Genomic DNA, 19,353 nt, shown 5'->3' on the forward strand with positions numbered 1-19,353 from the left:
GCACGCCGCCAGCGTTCGTCCTGAGCCAGGATCAAACTCTCCAAAAAGAAAGTTGATTGGCTTTAATTCGGCGCCGACACCGAAGGTGTCGCTCGCCTTCGCTTTTCGTTGTGGACGCTTCGTTTTGTTCAGTTTTCAAAGAACATTCTTTTTTAAAACGACCTTGTTAATATATCATTTTAAAATTTTATTGTCAATCACTTTTTGTTTTATTCGTTTTTCAAAAGCGACGTTTACTAATATATCAATTATAAATATAAAAGTCAACTACTTTTTTAAAAATTTTATGTCCCCTATGATTTTTTGATCATAGGGGACACGATATCTTATTTATTACGCATTTGCGGGAATAACAATACGTCGCGAATAGACGGTGAATTTGTTAATAGCATAACAAGTCGATCAACGCCAATACCTAAACCGCCTGTTGGTGGCATTCCATATTCAAGCGCTTCAATGAAGTCCTCGTCCATCTCGTGCGCTTCGTCATTTCCTTGCTCTCGCTCTTTCAGCTGTGCCTCAAAGCGCTCACGTTGGTCAATCGGATCATTTAACTCAGTAAATGCATTCGCGTGTTCACGACCAACGATAAACAATTCAAAGCGATCTGTGAAGCGCGGATCGTCTGGATTTTTCTTCGCTAACGGCGAGATTTCTACCGGGTGTCCGTAAATAAACGTCGGTTGAATGAGCTTGTCCTCTACTTTTTGCTCAAAAAACTCATTAACAATATGACCAAACGTCATGTGCGGCGCTATTTCAACACCATGCTCTTTTGCCAATTCTCTAGCCTCTTCATCGCTCATTTGTTTCCAAAAATCAACACCTACGTATTCCTTAATGGCATCTACCATATGAAGTCGTTTCCACTCAGGAGTTAAATCAACCGTATGCTCTCCATATTGGATTTTTGTCGTTCCTAATACCTCTTGCGCGATATGAGCAATTAAATTTTCTGTCAATTTCATAATATCGCGGAAATCTGCATATGCTTCATATAGCTCAAGCATCGTAAATTCCGGATTATGTCGAGTAGAAATCCCTTCATTACGGAACACGCGCCCAATTTCATATACCTTTTCTAATCCGCCGACAATTAAACGTTTCAAATGAAGCTCGATCGCAATCCGCATATATAATGGCATATCCAACGCATTATGGTGAGTGATAAATGGACGAGCTGCTGCTCCTCCGGCAATGGAATGCATCATCGGTGTTTCTACTTCTAAATAGCCGTGGCTGTCCAAGTAGCGGCGCATCGCTTGAATAATTCGGCTGCGAGTGATAAACGTATTTTTGCTCTCCGGATTCATAATTAAATCTAAGTACCGTTGACGATAGCGTTGTTCAACATCTTTTAGTCCATGGTATTTCTCTGGAAGTGGACGCAATGCTTTCGTTAAAAACTCATAAGAAGATACTTTAATGGACAGCTCTCCTACTTTTGTTTTAAATACTGTTCCATAAACACCGATAATATCTCCTAAGTCAGAAGTTTTGAAAAGCTCGTATTGCTCCTCACCAACTGTATCTTCACGAACGTAAATTTGAATTTGCCCCGTAACATCTTGAATATGGGCAAACCCAGCTTTACCTTTGCCGCGTTTTGTCATAATACGTCCGGCGACGGCAACTTTTATTTGTTTCTCTTCTAGCTCTTCTTTGGATAAATCCCCATATAAATCAAATAACTCTTTTGCTTTATGTGTGCGCTCAAACCGTTTTCCAAACGGATCAATTCCCATTTCTCTCAATTTATTTAATTTTTCCCTACGAACTAGTAATTGATCGTTTAATTCTTCATGACTCATATGGCCTTCACTCCATTTAAAAAAGTTTTTATGAAAAATACTGCCAGCAACGGCTGGCAGTGAATAACCGCAATCTTTTATTGATCCATTTACACAGCCTGTGCATTCGCCTGTTCTTTGCTTTCTACTTCTTCGGCAAAGTTAAGTAAAAGGGTGGCAAGCTGTTCACGAGTGTCACATTCATTAATGGCATTGCGAATTTTTGCGTTACCGCGCACCCCTTTTAAATACCATGCCGCATGTTTCCGCATTTCTTTTACTGCAATATGCTCGCCTTTTAATGCAATGAGGCGATCTAAATGTAAAAGACATACTTCTATTTTTTCTCTTACCGTTGGTTCCGGGATTAATTCCCCTGTTTCTAAATAACGGACTGTGCGGTAAATCATCCATGGGTTTCCAAGTGCAGCGCGTCCGATCATCACGCCGTCCACGCCTGTTTCTTCAAGCATCCGCTTTGCATCTTGCGGTGTTTTTACATCCCCGTTTCCAATGACAGGAATATTCACTGCTTCTTTTACTTGTTTAATGATATTCCAATCTGCTTTTCCTTCGTACATCTGTACTCTCGTTCTTCCGTGAACCGCTACTGCCTTACCGCCAGCGCGTTCTACAGCTTGCGCGTTTTCTACTGCGTAAATATGATTTTCGTCCCAACCGATTCGCATTTTTACTGTCACAGGTTTTTCCACTGCATCTACAATGGCGGCAACTACATCATAAATCTTATTTGGATCTAAAAGCCATTTCGCACCCGCATCGCATTTCGTGACTTTTGGAACAGGACATCCCATATTAATATCGATGATATCCGCATTCGTATGTTTATCGACAAATTTTGCGGCTTCTACAAGCGTTTCCTTTTCTCCGCCAAAAATTTGCAAACTTAATGGTTTTTCCCGTTCATCAATATATAACATGCCTAGCGTTTTTTCGTTATTGTACACGATCCCTTTATCACTTACCATTTCCGCACAAACAAGCCCTGCCCCAAACTCTTTTACCGTGAGACGGAATGCCGAATTGCACACACCGGCCATTGGAGCAAGAACAACACGATTTTTAATTTCTACATCTCCGATTTTAAACATCGGTTTACCCTCCTTTCTTATTCCCTAGGCTCTGAACGTGGCGGTGCAAGCTCTTCTACAGATATATTTAACCGTTCGGCAATTTTCTCTATTAATTGTTCCGACGGTAAGCGATTTCCACGCTCAACTTCTCCTAAAATGGACACAGATACCCCCAGATCTTTTGCCAATTTTTCCTGTGTATATCCTTTCAGCTTTCGAAAAGCGCGAATACGTCTTCCCCATTTTTCTGCTTCCATACACGAACTCCTTCTTTGTCAGGTAGTCGATCGATGAGGCATGCTAAACGTTCAGAAATATTTGGAAAATGGATATCGTGATTTAATTCCAATAACGGAATCATAACAAACGCCCGCTCTGTCATACGCGGATGAGGAATGATAAGTTGTTCTGTTTCAATATTTTCATGATTATATAATAAAATGTCAAGGTCTAACGTTCGTGGTCCCCACCGTATTTCCCTTTTTCTCCCAAGTTTTTGTTCGATATTTTGCGTGACGTCTAGCAATGCAAAAGGAGAAAGAGTTGTATAAATTTTTATAACCATATTTAAAAACTTATCTTGATTCACATAACCGACCGGTTCCGTCTCATAAATAGATGAAGCAGCAGTGACGGAAATTTGTTCATGTCTATCCAACATTTTGACAGCTTCCCGCAGGTAATATAGGCGATCACCGATATTAGAGCCAAGAGCAATATACGCATAATTTTCCATCTAACGACCCCTTACAATTTCTACTGCTACAGATTCATAATGACCTTGAATGGGTGGATTTGGTTTTGTCACTTTAATCGTACAACGAGCAACGGTTGGAAAAGAAGATAAAATTTGCTCCGCAATCGTCTCTGCTACTGCTTCGATTAACGCAAATCTCCTTTTCTCGACAACATTTCGGCAAATATCGTACACTTCCGCATAATTAATGGTATCATCTAATCGATCGCTTTTTCCAGCCTTTTGTAAATCCGTTTCGAGAATGACGTCTACAATAAAGCGCTGTCCAAGCACATTTTCTTCGGGAAGGACGCCGTGATATCCATAAAACTCCATTCGATGAAGATAAATTTTATCGATCGTTCTCCACTCCTTTTCCAAGCATTGCATCCATCATTTTCGCCATTCGCGCAATCGGCAATACATCATGAACACGGACGATGTGAGCTCCCTTTACGATTCCGAGGCATACGGTCGCTCCTGTTCCTTCGACTCGTTCATTAACCGGTAAATCAAGAACATGGCCGATGAATCGTTTCCGTGATGTTCCCAATAGCAGCGGGTATCCCAGTTTGGCAAATTCATCTAAACGCCGCATGACTTCTAAGTTATGTTCCAATGTTTTCGCAAATCCAATACCTGGATCTAAAATAATATTTTCATCTTTCACCCCTGCGCGTTTTGTGATTGCAACACTTTCCATTAAATCAGAAATCATGTCGGAAATTAAATCACGATACTGAAGATCATGACGGTTGTGCATTAAAATAATCGGAACATCGTAAAAAGCGGCAACTTCTGCCATCTTTGCATCCGCTTTTGCTCCCCATACATCGTTAATAATATGTGCTCCCGCTTCGATCGCTTGCTTTGCAACTTCAGCTTTATACGTATCAATGGAAATAGGAACATCGATTTCTTGAGCGACTGCTTTCACCACAGGAATGACACGCCGTAATTCTTCTTCAAGCGATACCTTTTCTGCACCAGGGCGGGTCGATTCCCCCCCAATATCAATAATATCTGCCCCATCGGCAACAAGACGTTTTGCATGCTCTACGGCACGATCGATATCATAAAACCGTCCGCCGTCAGAAAAAGAGTCTGGCGTTACATTGACAATGCCCATGATCATGGTCTTTTTCCGTAAATCTAACTCATAATCCCCGCAGCGAAGTACAAAAGAAGCTGCATTTGTTGTACCCATCATTCATTCAATCCTTTCTGCCAACTCATGTCTTGTCCATAAAAATGGTGTGAAGCGCTTGTAATACCTTTGCAAAAATGAAGTAACAATCCCATCAGCACCTGGATAAGTACGACCATTCATTTGATAAATAGGGACGATTTCCTGAATGGAATTGGTCACAAATATTTCATCCGCCTGTTGCAGATGGTCAAGTGTATAAAAACCTTCCTCATATTCAATGTTTAGCACGTTCAACATCGCAATCACAAATTGTCTTGTTACTCCATTTAAAATTCCTGTATGAATCGCCGGAGTGTATACCGTTTTATTTTTTACCCAAAAAATATTGGAGACAATTCCCTCAGCAACATACCCTTGTTCATTCAAAAAAATGCCTTCCACATCGGTACGGCTGCCGATTTCCCGTTTGCCTATAATATTATTCAAATAATGATGCGATTTTAAGCGTTCTTTTCCCTCCGGGGTGTTTCGTTTTGTTTTTAGAACTGTTGCGATTTTGCCTTTTGCAAATGACGGAGGTGAAAAAGGCTTCATATACATAATGATCGTCGGTTCATCATACTCACTCGTTTGCAAACCAATATCCCCGATGCCTGCCGAAATATTGAAACGAACGTAAGCATTTCGCAAACCATTTGCTTCTAACAGACGACGAAGTATCTCCATGACTTCACCGCGAGTAAAGGATTTGACAATATTCATCTCTTGTAAGCTATGATTTAACCGTTCCAAATGGTCGTCTAGCAAAAACGGATGCCCATCATATGTACGAAACGTTTCAAATACACCAAGACCATACAAAAAACCGTGGTCAAACGGCGAAATACGCGCTTCGTCTTTATGAACGACATCTCCATTGATATATACATACATACTGTTATCGAACCCTTTTATATGTTTGAATAAAGTTTTCCAACAGCTTCATCCCGTGACTCGTCATAATCGATTCCGGATGAAACTGAACCCCTTCAACCGGCAATGTTTTATGGCGAATCGCCATAATTTCGTTTTCTTCTGTCCAAGCGGAAATTTCAAAACAATCTGGCAATGTTTCTTTTTCAACAATAAGAGAATGATAACGAGTGGCCGTAAACGGGCTAGGAATATTGGCGAAAATGGTTGTTCCATCATGGAAAATTGGCGACGTTTTACCGTGCATTAAACGGTCAGCACGAATGACTTTTCCCCCAAATACTTGAGCAATCGCTTGATGCCCAAGGCAAACTCCAAAAATCGGAATTTTCCCTGCAAAGTATTCGATGGCTTCCATGCTGATGCCCGCCTCATTAGGAGTGCAAGGACCAGGCGAAATCATAAGAAAATCAGGGCTTAGTGTCTCTATCTCCTTAATCGTAATCTCGTCATTTCGTTTTACGATTAATTCTTCCCCTAACACGCCTAGATATTGCACTAAGTTGTATGTAAAAGAATCGTAATTATCAACCATTAAAATCATCGATCTCACCTCATGCTCTCAATAGTTTCTCTGCTTCGCTCAGCTCTTTTGCTTTCCAAAGGGCTGCCGCCTTTTTCAAACATTCCTGATATTCATGTTCAGGGTGGGAATCCATAACAATTCCAGCTCCCGCTTGCACATGAGCTATTCCGTCTTTAGCAATCATCGTGCGAATCGCAATATTGAATTCCATATCCCCATCGAAGCTAATCCACCCGATGGAACCAGTATATACACCACGACGTATCGGCTCCAACTCTTCGATAATTTCCATTGTCCGTACTTTTGGAGCACCAGTAATCGTACCGCCAGGAAACATTGCTTGTATAATATCAAATACATCTTTTCCTTGCTGCAATTTTCCCGACACATGGGACACAATATGCATAACGTGGGAATAACGTTCGATTGTCATCCATTCGTCTACTTTTACTGTACCATATTGGCATACACGTCCTAAATCGTTGCGCTCTAAATCGACGAGCATCGCATGTTCTGCTATTTCTTTTTCGTTAGAAAGCAGCTTTTTTGCCAGCTGCTTGTCTTCTTCTTTTGTTTTCCCGCGCGAACGTGTTCCAGCAATCGGCCTTGTGCTAATGTCGCTTCCCCGCTTCTTGACAAGCAATTCAGGCGAACCGCTGACGATTTGAAACTCTGGAAAATGAATATATGCCATGTATGGAGACGGATTAATGATGCGCAGCTGCTCATAAATATGAAATGGATGCACTAGCAGCGGTTTTGATTGCCGCACGGATAAATTCACTTGAAATACATCTCCCTGGGCAATATATTGCTGTACTTTTTTGACCGCTTCGACAAATTCTTCTTTTGTCATCGAAACCGATGGGCTGGCGTCTTCTTTTTGGAATGCCCATTCGATATCCTCTTTCCTTTCTTCCAACCAACATGACTCATAAAAGGAAAGTCGCCGCTCCGCTTCTAATTCTTCTCCATCCCCATAATGAGTAATCATATGCAGTAGCTGCTTTTGATGATCATATACAAATACATCATCAAAAATTAAAAAATACATATGTGGAAGCTGTAAATCATCTTTCGCATATGAAGGAATTTTTTCAATATACCGTGCGCAGTCATAACTGATATACCCAATCGCTCCACCTTGAAAGGGCAGTTCACTTTCCGAAGGAAGAAGCGGGAACTGTCCGAACCATTGTTTGAGCGACAATAGCGGATTTCCTTCATAACACTTCTTTTCATCACGATAAGAGATGAATAACTGATTTTCTTTTGTTTGGATGATACCCGCAGGAGTTAAACCAATAATACTATATCGTCCGCCCTGACCGCTTTCTAGCAGAGCATGATACGGCTCACCAGCGGCAAGCATCTTATATTGCCGAAACCAATCATGTTTCGAATAAGGAATCGTTCGCCTCTTTCTATTTCTCCATTTCCGCACAGCGATATCACTCCCTTTATTAGCCATGCATATTCTTATTGTACAATGAGTCGCGGAACATATCATTACAAAAAAATTTCGACAGGGGTCCTCCCCTGTCGAAATAGGATGCTTACTCCTCAAATTGATAAAGCGGTGTACTTAAGTAACGTTCTCCGTTACTTGGAATAATTGCCAGCACTTTTTTTCCTTTTCCAAGCTCTTTGGCGACCTTCAATGCAGCATGAATAGCGGCACCAGAAGAAATTCCGCCAAGTATTCCTTCTTCGCGAGCAGCGCGGCGAGCAGCGGCGAACGCTTCTTCTGTTGTAACGGTAATGACTCCATCATAAATGCTTGTATCTAAAATGTCCGGCACAAATCCGGCGCCGATTCCTTGAATTTTATGAGGACCTGGTTTTCCGCCCGATAATACTGGTGAATCAGCAGGTTCTACGGCATAAATTTTAATGTTTGGATATGTTTCGCGAAGCACTTGTCCTGCCCCTGTAATCGTTCCGCCAGTACCGACGCCGGCAATAAACGCATCTAATTGGTCGCCCATTTGCTCAACAATTTCTTTTCCAGTCGTTAACCGATGGATTTCTGGGTTTGCCTCATTCTTAAATTGTTGTGGCATAAAATAGCCATGCTCTCTTACTAGCTCTTCCGCCTTCGCAATCGCGCCGCGCATTCCTTCGCTTCCTGGTGTTAGCACTAATTCAGCGCCATATGCGCGCAACAAATTGCGACGTTCTAAACTCATCGTATCTGGCATGACTAAAACCGCTTTATACCCTTTTGCCGCGGCAACCATCGCCAATCCAATTCCGGTGTTTCCGCTTGTCGGCTCTACAATCGTGTCACCAGGTTTTAATTTTCCGGCTTTTTCCGCCGCTTCGATCATCGCTAAGGCAATACGGTCTTTGACGCTGCTGCCAGGGTTCATAAATTCCAGTTTTAAATATACATCGGCGCTATCTTCATCAACAATGCGGTTTAATTTCACTGCAGGCGTATCGCCAATAAGCTCTGTAATGGAGTTTACTGTTCTTGCCATCTTTCCACCCCTAATCCCGATTAATTTTATCGAATTTGTTTCAAATGTATCAGTTATTGATGGAATTGTCAATCATTTTAATTTTTTGCTTCTGCAAGCTGTTTTAATTGTTCGAGCTCTTCTTTTGTAAAATGATACGTTTCATTACAAAAATGACATGATGCTTCGGCATACCCTTCTTTTTCCATAATGTCTTGAATTTCTTGTGGACCTAAACTAATAATCGCATCGGCAATTCTCTCCCGCGAACAGCGACATACAAACGAAACAGGAAGTGTTTCAAGTACTTTGACATTTCCCTTTCCAAGCAGTTCCTCTAAAATTTCTTCCGGTGTTAGCCCGCTTTCAACCATTTTCGAAACTGGAGGAATCGTTTGTAAACGCTGTTCGATTTGTTCAATCGTCTTCTCTTCCGTTCCCGGCATCAGCTGGATGATAAAGCCTCCTGCCGCCAATATCGTGTTGTCTGGATTCACAAGTACACCAACCCCGACAGAAGACGGAACTTGTTCCGAAGAAGCAAAATAGTACGTGAAATCTTCACCAAGTTCCCCGGAAATAATCGGCACTTGTCCTGTAAAGAAATCACGCAATCCTAAGTCTTTTACAACCGTTAACATGCCATTTTTGCCTACTGCTTTTGCCACGTCTAATTTCCCATGTTCGTTTAAATCAAAGTGAACGTGTGGATTTGTGACGTATCCACGCACCTCTCCCTTGGCGTTGCTGTCGACCAAAATGGTGCCGATTGGACCGCCGCCATCAATTTTAATCGTTAATTTATCGTCTCCTTTTAACATGGCTCCCATCATGACCCCCGCCGTAATAGCCCGGCCAAGCGCTGCGGAAGCAGTCGGCCATGTTTGATGGCGGCGCTGTGCCTCGCTAACGGTATCTGTTGTTCGTGCGGCATACGCTCTTACTTGTCCATCATAAGCTAAGGCTTTCACTAAGTAGTCTGACATACACACTCAACCTTTCATTGTTTTTTATCAACGTTTTTCTCGTATAAAATTTTTAATCCTGTCAGCGTCAAAAACGGATCAACAATATCAATCACACTAGATTCGCTGGCAATTAAGGACGCTAACCCTCCTGTTGCAATCACTTTTGGAGGAACAGAGCTTTTTGCTTTCATCCGCGAAACAATGCCCTCCACTTGCCCCACGTATCCATATAAAATTCCAGCTTGCATCGCACTAACAGTATTTTTCCCAATAATGTCATCCGGACGGGCAATTTCGATACGAGGCAATTTCGCAGCTCGCGCGAAAAGCGCTTCCGTGGAAATCATAATCCCTGGAGCAATAGCGCCCCCCATATATTGTTTATGTTCATTAATATAACAATACGTCGTCGCCGTACCAAAGTCGACAATAATGAGAGGGCTGCCATACAAGTGAATGCCGGCAACCGCGTTCACAATTCGGTCTGCCCCTACTTCTCGCGGATTATCGTATTTAATATTCAGTCCTGTTTTAATCCCTGGCCCGACGATAATCGGCTTAATATGAAAGTATTTTAAACACATTCGCTCAAGCGCAAACATAATCGGCGGCACCACGGAAGAGATAATAATACCATCAATGTCGGAAAACTGAAGCCCGACATGGTTCAATAACGCCTTGATCGTCATGGCGTATTCATCTTCCGTTTTGCCCCGGCTCGTTTCGATGCGCCAATGATGCTTTAATTCATCGCCATCATATACTCCTAACACCGTATTGGTATTGCCAACGTCTAACACAAAAATCATCGTTTCATCACCACTTCTCATAAATTGTTACTTTCTACATCATATCATATCTTGTTTTTACTCGGATAAAAAAAGATGTCCCTTAAAAAGAGACATCTTACTCATCTTTCTTTTGAATATTTATTTTGACGTCATTGTTATCCTCATTATTTTTATTGTCATTGCCATTATTTGCATCACGGTTTGGCAATGTTCCATGTTCGAATAAATGTTTAATTTGTTCTGCATCTAACGTTTCTACTTCTAGCAATGTAGTAGCGATTAACTCCAGTTTATCACGATGTTGTGTTAAAATGTTTTTCGCCTTCTCATAACATTCTTTAATAATCCGTTGAATTTCTAAATCAATTTCATATGCAATTTTATCGCTGTAGTTTTGCTCATTGTGCAAGTCACGCCCTAAAAACACTTGCCCGCTCGGCTGCCCAAATTGCAATGGACCAAGCTTCTCACTCATTCCAAACTCGGTGACCATGCGGCGAGCAATGTTCGTCGCACGTTGGAAGTCATTATGCGCCCCTGTGCTCACTTCGTTAAACACAATTTCTTCCGCAACGCGCCCGCCTAATAAACCGGTAATTTTATCTAACAAGTCTTGCTTTGTCATAAAATAGCGGTCTTCTTTCGGAAGCATAACCGCGTAACCACCGGCTTGGCCACGTGGAACGATCGTCACTTTATGCACCATTTCCGCATTATCAAGCACCATACCAATGACGGTATGACCCGCTTCATGGTATGCAACAATGCGTCGCTCTTTTTCTGAGATGACGCGGCTTTTCTTTGCCGGTCCGGCGATGACACGGTCTGTCGCCTCATCGATGTCGCTCATATCAATTTTCTTTTTATTCCGTCGCGCCGCAACAAGGGCCGCCTCGTTCAACAAGTTTTCTAAATCAGCACCAGAGAAGCCTGGTGTACGCATTGCAATCGCTTTTAAATCAACGGATTCATCCAGCGGCTTATTGCGAGCGTGTACGCGCAATACCGCTTCACGCCCTTTTACGTCCGGACGGTCTACCGTAATTTGCCGGTCAAAACGACCTGGACGTAACAATGCTGGGTCTAAAATATCCGGGCGGTTTGTCGCTGCGATGATAATAATTCCTTCGTTTCCATTGAATCCATCCATCTCGACAAGCAATTGGTTGAGCGTTTGTTCACGCTCATCATGTCCGCCGCCAAGACCTGCTCCGCGTTGACGGCCAACCGCATCAATTTCGTCAATAAAAATGATACATGGCGCGTTCTTTTTCGCGGTTTCGAACAAATCGCGCACACGTGACGCACCGACACCGACGAACATTTCTACGAAGTCGGAACCGCTGATGGAGAAAAACGGTACGCCAGCTTCTCCTGCAACCGCGCGCGCAAGCAACGTTTTCCCTGTCCCCGGAGGTCCAACAAGAAGAACTCCTTTCGGAATACGGGCGCCAAGCTCCACAAACTTCCGCGGATCTTTTAAAAATTCCACAATTTCCACAAGCTCTTGTTTTTCTTCATCCGCACCAGCAACATCGCGGAAACGAACCTTTTTCTTGTCGTCCGTATATAAGCGCGCCCGGCTTTTTCCAAAGTTCATTACCCGGCTGCCGCCGCCTTGCGCTTGGTTCAACAAGAAGAAAAACAAGATAAAAATGATGACAAACGGGATGATTGAAGTGAAAAAGGTGACCCATCCGCTCGTTTCATCCGCAGGCATTACTTTCACTCTTGTTCTTTTCGCTGCAGCGTCAATACGGTTCAGCACCGTATCGCTGTTCATGACATAAGTGGAAAAGTATTGATCCTCACTGTACGTTTTGAGCTGTCCCCTTATCTCATACACACCGCGCTCCGGTTTCATGGAAAACGATTTAACATCGCCATTTTCTAAATGTGTAATAAAGGCATCGTATGTCATCGGTTCCGTCCGTTGATTGCTTCCGTTAAAGAAGCTGACTACACCGATCACAACGAGAAAAATCAATAAGTAAAATATGGTATTTCGGAAGATCCGATTCATCTCTTGCCTCCTCCCATATGAAACACACTATACTCAATAGTATCATAGAAAATTGTATAAATACAAACAATTCGCTAGCGGCTGAAAAAGCAAACTACTTATTGTACACTTCCGGTTTCAGCACTCCGATAAAAGGAAGATTACGGTATTTCTCACAATAGTCTAAGCCATAGCCGACAACAAATTCGTCAGGAATGATAAAACCGGCATAATCTGCTTGAATATCCGCCTTGCGTCCGGAAGGTTTATCTAATAAGGTAACAATTTTAATCGAGTTCGCTTTCCGATAACGGAATAAGTCGACTAAATAACTTAATGTTAAACCACTATCAATAATATCCTCGATAATTAAAATGTCACGCCCTTCCACAGAAGTATTTAAATCCTTTAAAATTTTCACTTCGCCGGACGATACCGTCGCGTTTCCATAACTGGACACATCCATAAAATCCATTTCTAAATATGTATCGATATGCTTTAACAAATCTGCCATAAACGGCATGGCCCCTTTTAGTACTCCGACGGCTAACGGAAAACGCCCTTCATATTCTTCTGTCAACAGCTTGCCTAGCTCCTTTACCTTTTCTTGAATTTGCTCCTCCGTAATAAGTATTTTTTGGATATCGTCTTTCATCCCCATCTTTCTTTTCCTCCTAGATGTTCATTGCTCTTTATAGTGTAATACAATGTAGCTTGCTTTTGTAACATTTGTTGCTTCAAAATTTGATTTTTTTAACTTCGGAACCCATAAAATATTTCCTTGCGCGTCTTCTACAATTGGCCAGCGATCCCTTTCATATAAAGGAATTTTCGCTTCAATGAAAATTTCCTTAATCTTCTTTGTCCCTTTTGTCCCTTTCAACGTCATCCGGTCACCAGCGCGGCGTGTTCGTACTCGTAACGGAAGACGAACCGCTTCCGGATCAATAATAAATACATCGTTTCCCTTCTGTTCTTTCGGATAGTGTTCCCAAAATTCACTAATGATTACATGATTGTTTGGGAGGGGCAATACAGCTGGAATATCCAGCTCGAATGCATAGCTTATATCTTCTTTTTCCTCTCGAAATGTAAACAAGCAACGGTCATAAGAACGAATGACTTTTAAGCCATGCGGAAAGTCTAATCTTCCTGAAGGATGGTCGCGGTTTAAAAACGTAAATATATTATGGATATGTACAGACGAAAGGGAAGAAGGGATGTCTTTATAAAGATAGTTCAATATTAGTTGAATCCCTCTTCTTTGTAAAGGTTTTGGCATCGCCTGAAATGGTTCAATTTTTAATGCAACCGTATCATGTTGTTTTTCCATTACTTTATTCATCGCATCTTTCGCTAATTCCTCTAAAAATAACTCATCTTCCATTACCATTTCACTATACGATTGGAACCGCTCATGAAGACGCGGATTTTCTTTTTTTAAAAATGGAATAACATGGTGGCGAAACCGATTTCTTGTATAATCATCTTTATCATTACTAGCATCATGACGAGGCGTAATTTGATGTTGTCGACAATACGCATCAATATCTGCACGGCTGATCGCCAAAAACGGGCGAATAATATATCCTCCGTAAAATGGGCGCTTTGCCGGAATACCGGCATAGCCTTTGCTAGTACTGCCGCGCACAAGCCGCATTAAAATCGTTTCAACTTGGTCATCGCCATGATGGCCTAAAGCTAAATAATGCGCTTTATATTTTTTCATCAGTTCACCGAAAAAACGGTAACGGCATTGACGCGCCGCCTCTTGAACACCTAATTTGGACTCGCGCTGGAATGCCGGAACATCCATTTGCACCGCCTCACATATAATACCGCGCGCCGCGCAAAAATGTTTCACAAAATTCATATCTTCCTCTGACTGTTTACCGCGAAACATATGATCTACATGTGCGGCGATCAACGTGATATTCCATTCTTGTCGAATCGACCAAAAAAAATGCAACAGCGCTAGTGAATCCGGTCCTCCCGATACGCCAACAATGACCGTCGAATTCGGAGTGAGCAGCTCATGTTTTTTTATAAACTCGTACACTTCCGCAATCATTCGGAAAAACCCTCTTTATAATAACGTAATTCTAAAATTCATCGTACCATTATTACAATATTTTCTCAAAAATCTCGCCCAATTATTTTATCAAAAATAAACATCATAGCGATAAAAATTTGTCAAGGAAGTACTTGATGGTATACATATATTGCGTATGCGCATAAAAGTACGGCAACGATCAACGCTGTTTCCAACACTCCCTTTGTTTTGCTGCGTTTTCTTTTTTTATTTCGGCGTGATTTTTGCATCGTTCTCTGGAAAGTACGCTGGTTGGAATGAGAATGATAAGAACGCTGAAGAGCGGTCAAAAAGTCTTGTTTCATTTCGGAAGCTCTTTTATATTTCCCATCAATCGCTTTCATCAACACCGTCTGATATGTCCGCAACGTATCATCTGCCTGAATGATGGAGATTAGCTGACGGCGTCCATCTCCTTTCCGCTCAAATTTGATTGGATAACAAGCTTGGATCATGATCATTGCCACAGCAAATAAATCATATGAAGGCTCTGCTTTTCGTGACCCCACTCCCCAATAACCGCGATCGTAAAATTCGGTAAACTCTTTAACAGCTCTTCCTTGCAACGTTGTTCCTCCCACATCAAGAAGACGGACCGTCGGCGGCGGACCTGCAACTAACAAGTTTTCGGGCTTCAAATCGCCAAATACCCATCCTTCTTGGTGAAGCTGGTCAAGGGCAGATAAAAGCTGTAACAAAAGAACGACTGCCCACTCTTTTCCACGTTTGCGAATAAACGTAAAAAAATTTTCTCCTTTGATATATTCCATCACATAAAAAGGAATCGTTTTATTCATCAAAGGATTTACCCAGTCATCAACATCTAGTAAAGAAGGTCCAAGGGCAACTCCCTGGACCTTGGAAAATCGACGTAATACATTGACCTCTGATGCGATCGCCGCGCTATTATCGCTTAACTTTAAAGCAACAAGCCCCTTCGTGCTTTCCGCCAAATAAACGACCCCGTTAGCTCCATTTCCAAGCGGTTTTACCAGCTTGTACGAATGGCGGTGCCACTTTCCTGTCACGACCGTCCCTAGCGGAAGGTTACATAGATTCTTCAAAGTATGATTCATCATCACGAATCAAACCCCTTAACGACCGCTTTTTCTCAAAATACGTTAATGCTTCGCGCAAGGCCGGTCCTGTCGGTGTCAATCCTCCCGATGTTAATTTTGGAAAAACAGTGGAAAGCTCCTCTATTTTCGGCGTCCAGTCAACAATTTTTTCTACATTTCCTCGTTTCCCCGGAAATACAAACACAGCGAAACGATTATCACCGATACGTGCATTAAGGCTGAGGGACAAATCAAGCAGTGCCTCTTTCACCGTTGGCAATTTCGTTTTCATACTCCCGCTCGTATCTATTAATATTAAAACTTCTAATTCCACTGTTTCTCCAAGTTCATCGACGACTTCCATCACCTCTCCTCGTTTTTCCGGAGGCAAATCTTCAAGCGATACGTCCGATCCTAATATTTGCTTCAATTCTCTATTCACGACACCTTGAAGCGTTTGTGTCATTGCCTTTCTCGTTACCATTTGCACCGTTTGAGACAGCTGTTTGGCATAGACAACTTGGCTGATTCCACCTCCCGATAAAGCGATCCCTTCAATTTCACGCAATCCACTTTCATCAATCGTATCTTGGTCAAGAACACCGATCACATTCACCGTAATCCCTTGTTCTTTTGCTAAAGAAGCCATCGCAATCGGGTCTTCTCCATGATTGGAACAGCCATCTGTAATAAGCAAAATTTGCCGCAACGTTCCTTTGCGCATCTGATCTTCCCCTCCTCAGCTAATGTATTACAAGCATCGCCGGAGGATGGGGATTTTATACCATTATTGCGCTTTTTTTGTATACATATAAGCTGGAATCGTCGCCCATTTTGGCGTGTTATGCTTGATTTTCGCAACGACTACCGTCATGTCGTCTTCAATTCTTCCAGAACGGCTTCGGATCACTTCTTCCATAATTAAGTCTGCCACTTCTTGCGGGTCGTTCGTTTTCAATTCTTTAATTTTCCGCTTCATCCATAAATCGTAATTTTCTACGTGCGGCGGTCCTTCAAACACCCCATCGCTCATCATAATAAGCAAGTCGCCCGCTTTTAATTGTTCACTGACAATCTCAAAGTCCGCTTCTTTAATAATTCCGATTGGCAAGTTGCTTGCCTCAATTTTCATGACTTTATCCCCGCGTTTGACAAAGCTTGGCGTGGAACCGACTTTTAAAAACTTCGTGACAGCGTTTTGCAAATCAATAATGGCTAAATCTAATGTAGAAAACATATCTTCTGTCGTCCGTAATGATAAAATGGAATTAACGGATTTAATGGCAATAGATTCATCAATTCCTGTTTGTAAAATTTCTTGTAAAAGACGCAACGTTTCATTGCTTTCGTTATGTGCACGCTCTCCATTTCCCATTCCATCGCTGATCGCAATCGCATATTTTCCTGTTCCGAGTTCAATCATGGAATAGCTATCACCGGAAACAAGACCGCCGCCTTTTGCCGCAAACGCTACGCCTGTTTCTACGACGAACGCTTTTGTTGAGCCGAATGCTACTCGGCAATAACCGTTCGGGTAAGCGGCGCATTCTTCGCGTTTTACCACAATCGTTTCTCCTAAAATATCGGATAGCATCGGCGCAATTAATTTTTCACATTCGCCGCGGCCTTCACAATATGGAATGCTCATTTCAATATCGATATTTCCTTTTTCTAAGCTATAAATATCAACGTGTCCGATTTCAATCCCGAATTCTTGCAAGGCGTGAAAGATTTGTTCCTCCTGCAAATAATGATTTTCACGCTCCCGCTGAATTTCCTTCGCGAAATCTTCCATCACTTGCGAGACACCCAACAGCTGTTCGGCAACCAACTTTCTGCTTTCATTCATTTGTTTGCGCAGTTTACGATTCGCTTGATAAAACGTCACGTCTTTTTCAATCATGTCGACTACTTTGCTTGCTTTTACGCAATGGTTGTCCCATTCTCGCAATAGTTTATGGTTATGTTCCAAAATTCCCGCATCTGCTTCTAGCATAATTTGCTTCATATATTCATATGTTGTATTAAAGTTGTATGACCAACATTGTTCTTTTTTAAAGCAAGTTTGGCACGTTTTTTCCGTAATATCGCTTAAAAAGTAATCAATTTCCCGTTCGCTATAATCTTCATCAGAAGAAATTAGACTCTTCGTTGAAAAGCTATTGGCCAGCGCTTGAAATACGTGAGAAAATTGGGAAACGCGCTGTGCAGTCACATCGCGAATTTTGCGGACATACTGCTGCTGTTCATTGGCATATTCTGCTGTACCAGGAATGTGTTTTGCGATTTTTTCCGTCAATGAGCGAGACGTAAATGCAAATAGAATAATCGCCAAGAACGACTCCATCACTGTTGGAATAATTTCTGCCTTACCGCTCCCATATAAGCCAATCAGCAAGGTAGCGATGAGCAATCCGAAAGACACGCCGGCTTTCTTTCCTTCTTTTAATAAGCCTCCTAAAAGACCAGCAAACGCTAACAAACTCATTTCGTATAAATTACCGACGTTCGCTAAACTTAAAATAAGCCCTGTTACTACTCCTACTGTAGAGCCAATCGTCGCTCCTGCCACAAACGCAAAAATTAACACAAGATAGCGGGACATTACATGTTCAAGTGAAAGTCCATAGAACGTCCAACCGATCATCCCCGTTAACATCGACGCAATTAAAATAATGAGCGAAATAATTTCTTCGGCTCTTAACGCTTGTTTATATTTGCGAATCATTAACAACGGGATGCTTTGAATAAAAATAAGTGTCAATACAAATGCGAGCCCTGCTTCGACAAACGCCATCATTGCTTCATATAGCGTCCTATTTCCCAACAAATAATAGAAAATGGCTAATTTTGTAGAAAATGATAGACAAAATACAACAAAAGGCACCATTTTTAACGACTCACTAAAAAACTTCCTTATAAATGCATTCACAACCAGGAAACCGAATATTCCGACAAATACAAATAACGTTGCCTCAAACGATAGAGTAAGTGAACCTGCAAGCAATGCAATAAATGCTAGTGCTGCTTTATCGCGGCGCAACATATAAACAGCGGCAAAAAACGGTAAAGCAAATGGAGTTAGCTTGGATAGAATAAGAGCTCGTCCAAGCAGAAAACCGATAATAAGAAGAAGAAACCCCTTATGAATAAATAAATGTCCGACTCGCAATTTCACATGGCGCACCCACCGCGACAACACAGCCTGTGTCTCATGAATAGGCACTTCTGAAATTTGATTCATAAACCTTCTTTCTACTCTTTCCACTCCGATCCCACTCCTTTGTTTTTCTCTTGCCCCAATTATACATTTTTAATAGTCAAAAATTTGTCAAAAAAAGAAAAGCAACAAAAAAAACCGTTCGACGCATTTCCTGCTAATATGTCATAAATTCACAAACAGATGTTAGAAAACACGAAAAAACGTGAAAAAACAAAAAACGAGGGTGTTTCTCTTTCGAGAAACACCCTCGTTTTTATAGTGACCCGTACGGGATTCGAACCCGTGTTACCGCCGTGAAAGGGCGGTGTCTTAACCACTTGACCAACGGGCCGCATGTGGTAGCGGCGGAGGGAATCGAACCCCCGACCTCACGGGTATGAACCGTACGCTCTAGCCAGCTGAGCTACGCCGCCACGCAACAACATTTCTTATAATAATGATAAAACATGTGATTGTCAATAGCTTTTCTACAGGAGAGTCAGTCAAGAT

Annotated in this window: 18 protein-coding genes and 2 tRNA genes; all 20 read right to left on the bottom strand. The window is 41.9% G+C overall.

Annotated features, from left to right (window positions below; genetic code table 11):
* Window positions 1-326: 326 nt before the first annotated feature.
* On the bottom strand, window positions 327-1,811 hold the full coding sequence (gene lysS / locus DCC82_RS02035; protein WP_062677398.1) for a lysine--tRNA ligase: 1,485 nt from the start codon (window positions 1,809-1,811) through the stop codon (window positions 327-329).
* Between the two features lie 89 nt (window positions 1,812-1,900).
* Complete coding sequence (gene dusB / locus DCC82_RS02040) at window positions 1,901-2,902, bottom strand: tRNA dihydrouridine synthase DusB (protein WP_062677399.1); 1,002 nt, start codon at window positions 2,900-2,902, stop codon at window positions 1,901-1,903.
* A gap of 17 nt (window positions 2,903-2,919) precedes the next feature.
* The gene (locus DCC82_RS02045) at window positions 2,920-3,141 is read right to left on the bottom strand and encodes a helix-turn-helix domain-containing protein (protein ID WP_062677400.1); all 222 of its coding nucleotides are present in this window, start codon (window positions 3,139-3,141) and stop codon (window positions 2,920-2,922) included.
* Window positions 3,093-3,620 (bottom strand): 2-amino-4-hydroxy-6-hydroxymethyldihydropteridine diphosphokinase, encoded by a 528-nt coding sequence (folK, locus tag DCC82_RS02050; RefSeq protein ID WP_012748850.1) that lies wholly within the window; start codon window positions 3,618-3,620, stop codon window positions 3,093-3,095. Before folK ends, DCC82_RS02045 begins: the two co-directional genes overlap by 49 nt.
* Window positions 3,621-4,001, bottom strand: coding sequence for a dihydroneopterin aldolase (gene folB / locus DCC82_RS02055; RefSeq protein ID WP_097353945.1), 381 nt, complete (start codon window positions 3,999-4,001; stop codon window positions 3,621-3,623).
* Complete coding sequence (gene folP / locus DCC82_RS02060; RefSeq protein ID WP_097354907.1) at window positions 3,973-4,827, bottom strand: dihydropteroate synthase; 855 nt, start codon at window positions 4,825-4,827, stop codon at window positions 3,973-3,975. The genes folB and folP overlap by 29 nt, the downstream gene beginning before the upstream one ends.
* A 3-nt stretch (window positions 4,828-4,830) precedes the next feature.
* Window positions 4,831-5,703, bottom strand: coding sequence for an aminodeoxychorismate lyase (gene pabC / locus DCC82_RS02065; RefSeq protein ID WP_012748847.1), 873 nt, complete (start codon window positions 5,701-5,703; stop codon window positions 4,831-4,833).
* 4 nt (window positions 5,704-5,707) lie between these two features.
* Complete coding sequence (gene pabA, locus DCC82_RS02070) at window positions 5,708-6,286, bottom strand: aminodeoxychorismate/anthranilate synthase component II (protein ID WP_012748846.1); 579 nt, start codon at window positions 6,284-6,286, stop codon at window positions 5,708-5,710.
* Between the two features lie 10 nt (window positions 6,287-6,296).
* Window positions 6,297-7,712 carry an anthranilate synthase component I gene (trpE, locus tag DCC82_RS02075; RefSeq protein WP_062756164.1) on the bottom strand — a complete coding sequence of 472 codons (1,416 nt, stop codon included), beginning with the start codon at window positions 7,710-7,712 and terminating at the stop codon, window positions 6,297-6,299.
* 112 nt (window positions 7,713-7,824) lie between these two features.
* Window positions 7,825-8,751 (bottom strand): cysteine synthase A, encoded by a 927-nt coding sequence (gene cysK / locus DCC82_RS02080; protein ID WP_012748844.1) that lies wholly within the window; start codon window positions 8,749-8,751, stop codon window positions 7,825-7,827.
* A 77-nt stretch (window positions 8,752-8,828) separates the two neighbouring features.
* Window positions 8,829-9,716 carry an Hsp33 family molecular chaperone HslO gene (gene hslO, locus DCC82_RS02085; protein ID WP_012748843.1) on the bottom strand — a complete coding sequence of 296 codons (888 nt, stop codon included), beginning with the start codon at window positions 9,714-9,716 and terminating at the stop codon, window positions 8,829-8,831.
* A gap of 14 nt (window positions 9,717-9,730) precedes the next feature.
* Window positions 9,731-10,507 (bottom strand): type III pantothenate kinase, encoded by a 777-nt coding sequence (locus tag DCC82_RS02090; RefSeq protein ID WP_012748842.1) that lies wholly within the window; start codon window positions 10,505-10,507, stop codon window positions 9,731-9,733.
* Between the two features lie 97 nt (window positions 10,508-10,604).
* Window positions 10,605-12,512 (bottom strand): ATP-dependent zinc metalloprotease FtsH, encoded by a 1,908-nt coding sequence (gene ftsH, locus DCC82_RS02095; RefSeq protein WP_012748841.1) that lies wholly within the window; start codon window positions 12,510-12,512, stop codon window positions 10,605-10,607.
* Between the two features lie 94 nt (window positions 12,513-12,606).
* Complete coding sequence (hpt, locus tag DCC82_RS17905) at window positions 12,607-13,152, bottom strand: hypoxanthine phosphoribosyltransferase (RefSeq protein WP_081189187.1); 546 nt, start codon at window positions 13,150-13,152, stop codon at window positions 12,607-12,609.
* A 21-nt stretch (window positions 13,153-13,173) separates the two neighbouring features.
* Window positions 13,174-14,562, bottom strand: a complete 1,389-nt coding sequence (gene tilS / locus DCC82_RS02100) for a tRNA lysidine(34) synthetase TilS (RefSeq protein ID WP_012748839.1) — start codon at window positions 14,560-14,562, stop codon at window positions 13,174-13,176.
* 122 nt (window positions 14,563-14,684) lie between these two features.
* Window positions 14,685-15,662 carry a protein kinase domain-containing protein gene (locus DCC82_RS02105; RefSeq protein WP_097353946.1) on the bottom strand — a complete coding sequence of 326 codons (978 nt, stop codon included), beginning with the start codon at window positions 15,660-15,662 and terminating at the stop codon, window positions 14,685-14,687.
* Entirely contained in the window at window positions 15,631-16,365 is a 735-nt protein-coding gene (locus tag DCC82_RS02110; protein WP_012748837.1) for a VWA domain-containing protein, read from the bottom strand. Before DCC82_RS02110 ends, DCC82_RS02105 begins: the two co-directional genes overlap by 32 nt.
* Before the next feature lie 63 nt (window positions 16,366-16,428).
* The gene (gene spoIIE, locus DCC82_RS02115; protein WP_062677407.1) at window positions 16,429-18,909 is read right to left on the bottom strand and encodes a stage II sporulation protein E; all 2,481 of its coding nucleotides are present in this window, start codon (window positions 18,907-18,909) and stop codon (window positions 16,429-16,431) included.
* A 214-nt stretch (window positions 18,910-19,123) separates the two neighbouring features.
* Window positions 19,124-19,195 (bottom strand) — tRNA-Glu (locus DCC82_RS02120).
* A 5-nt stretch (window positions 19,196-19,200) separates the two neighbouring features.
* Window positions 19,201-19,277, bottom strand: a tRNA-Met gene (locus DCC82_RS02125).
* Window positions 19,278-19,353 lie beyond the last annotated feature (76 nt).

Origin of the sequence: Geobacillus sp. LYN3, from assembly GCF_003064505.1 — a bacterium.
In the GTDB taxonomy this organism is placed as follows: domain Bacteria; phylum Bacillota; class Bacilli; order Bacillales; family Anoxybacillaceae; genus Parageobacillus_B; species Parageobacillus_B toebii.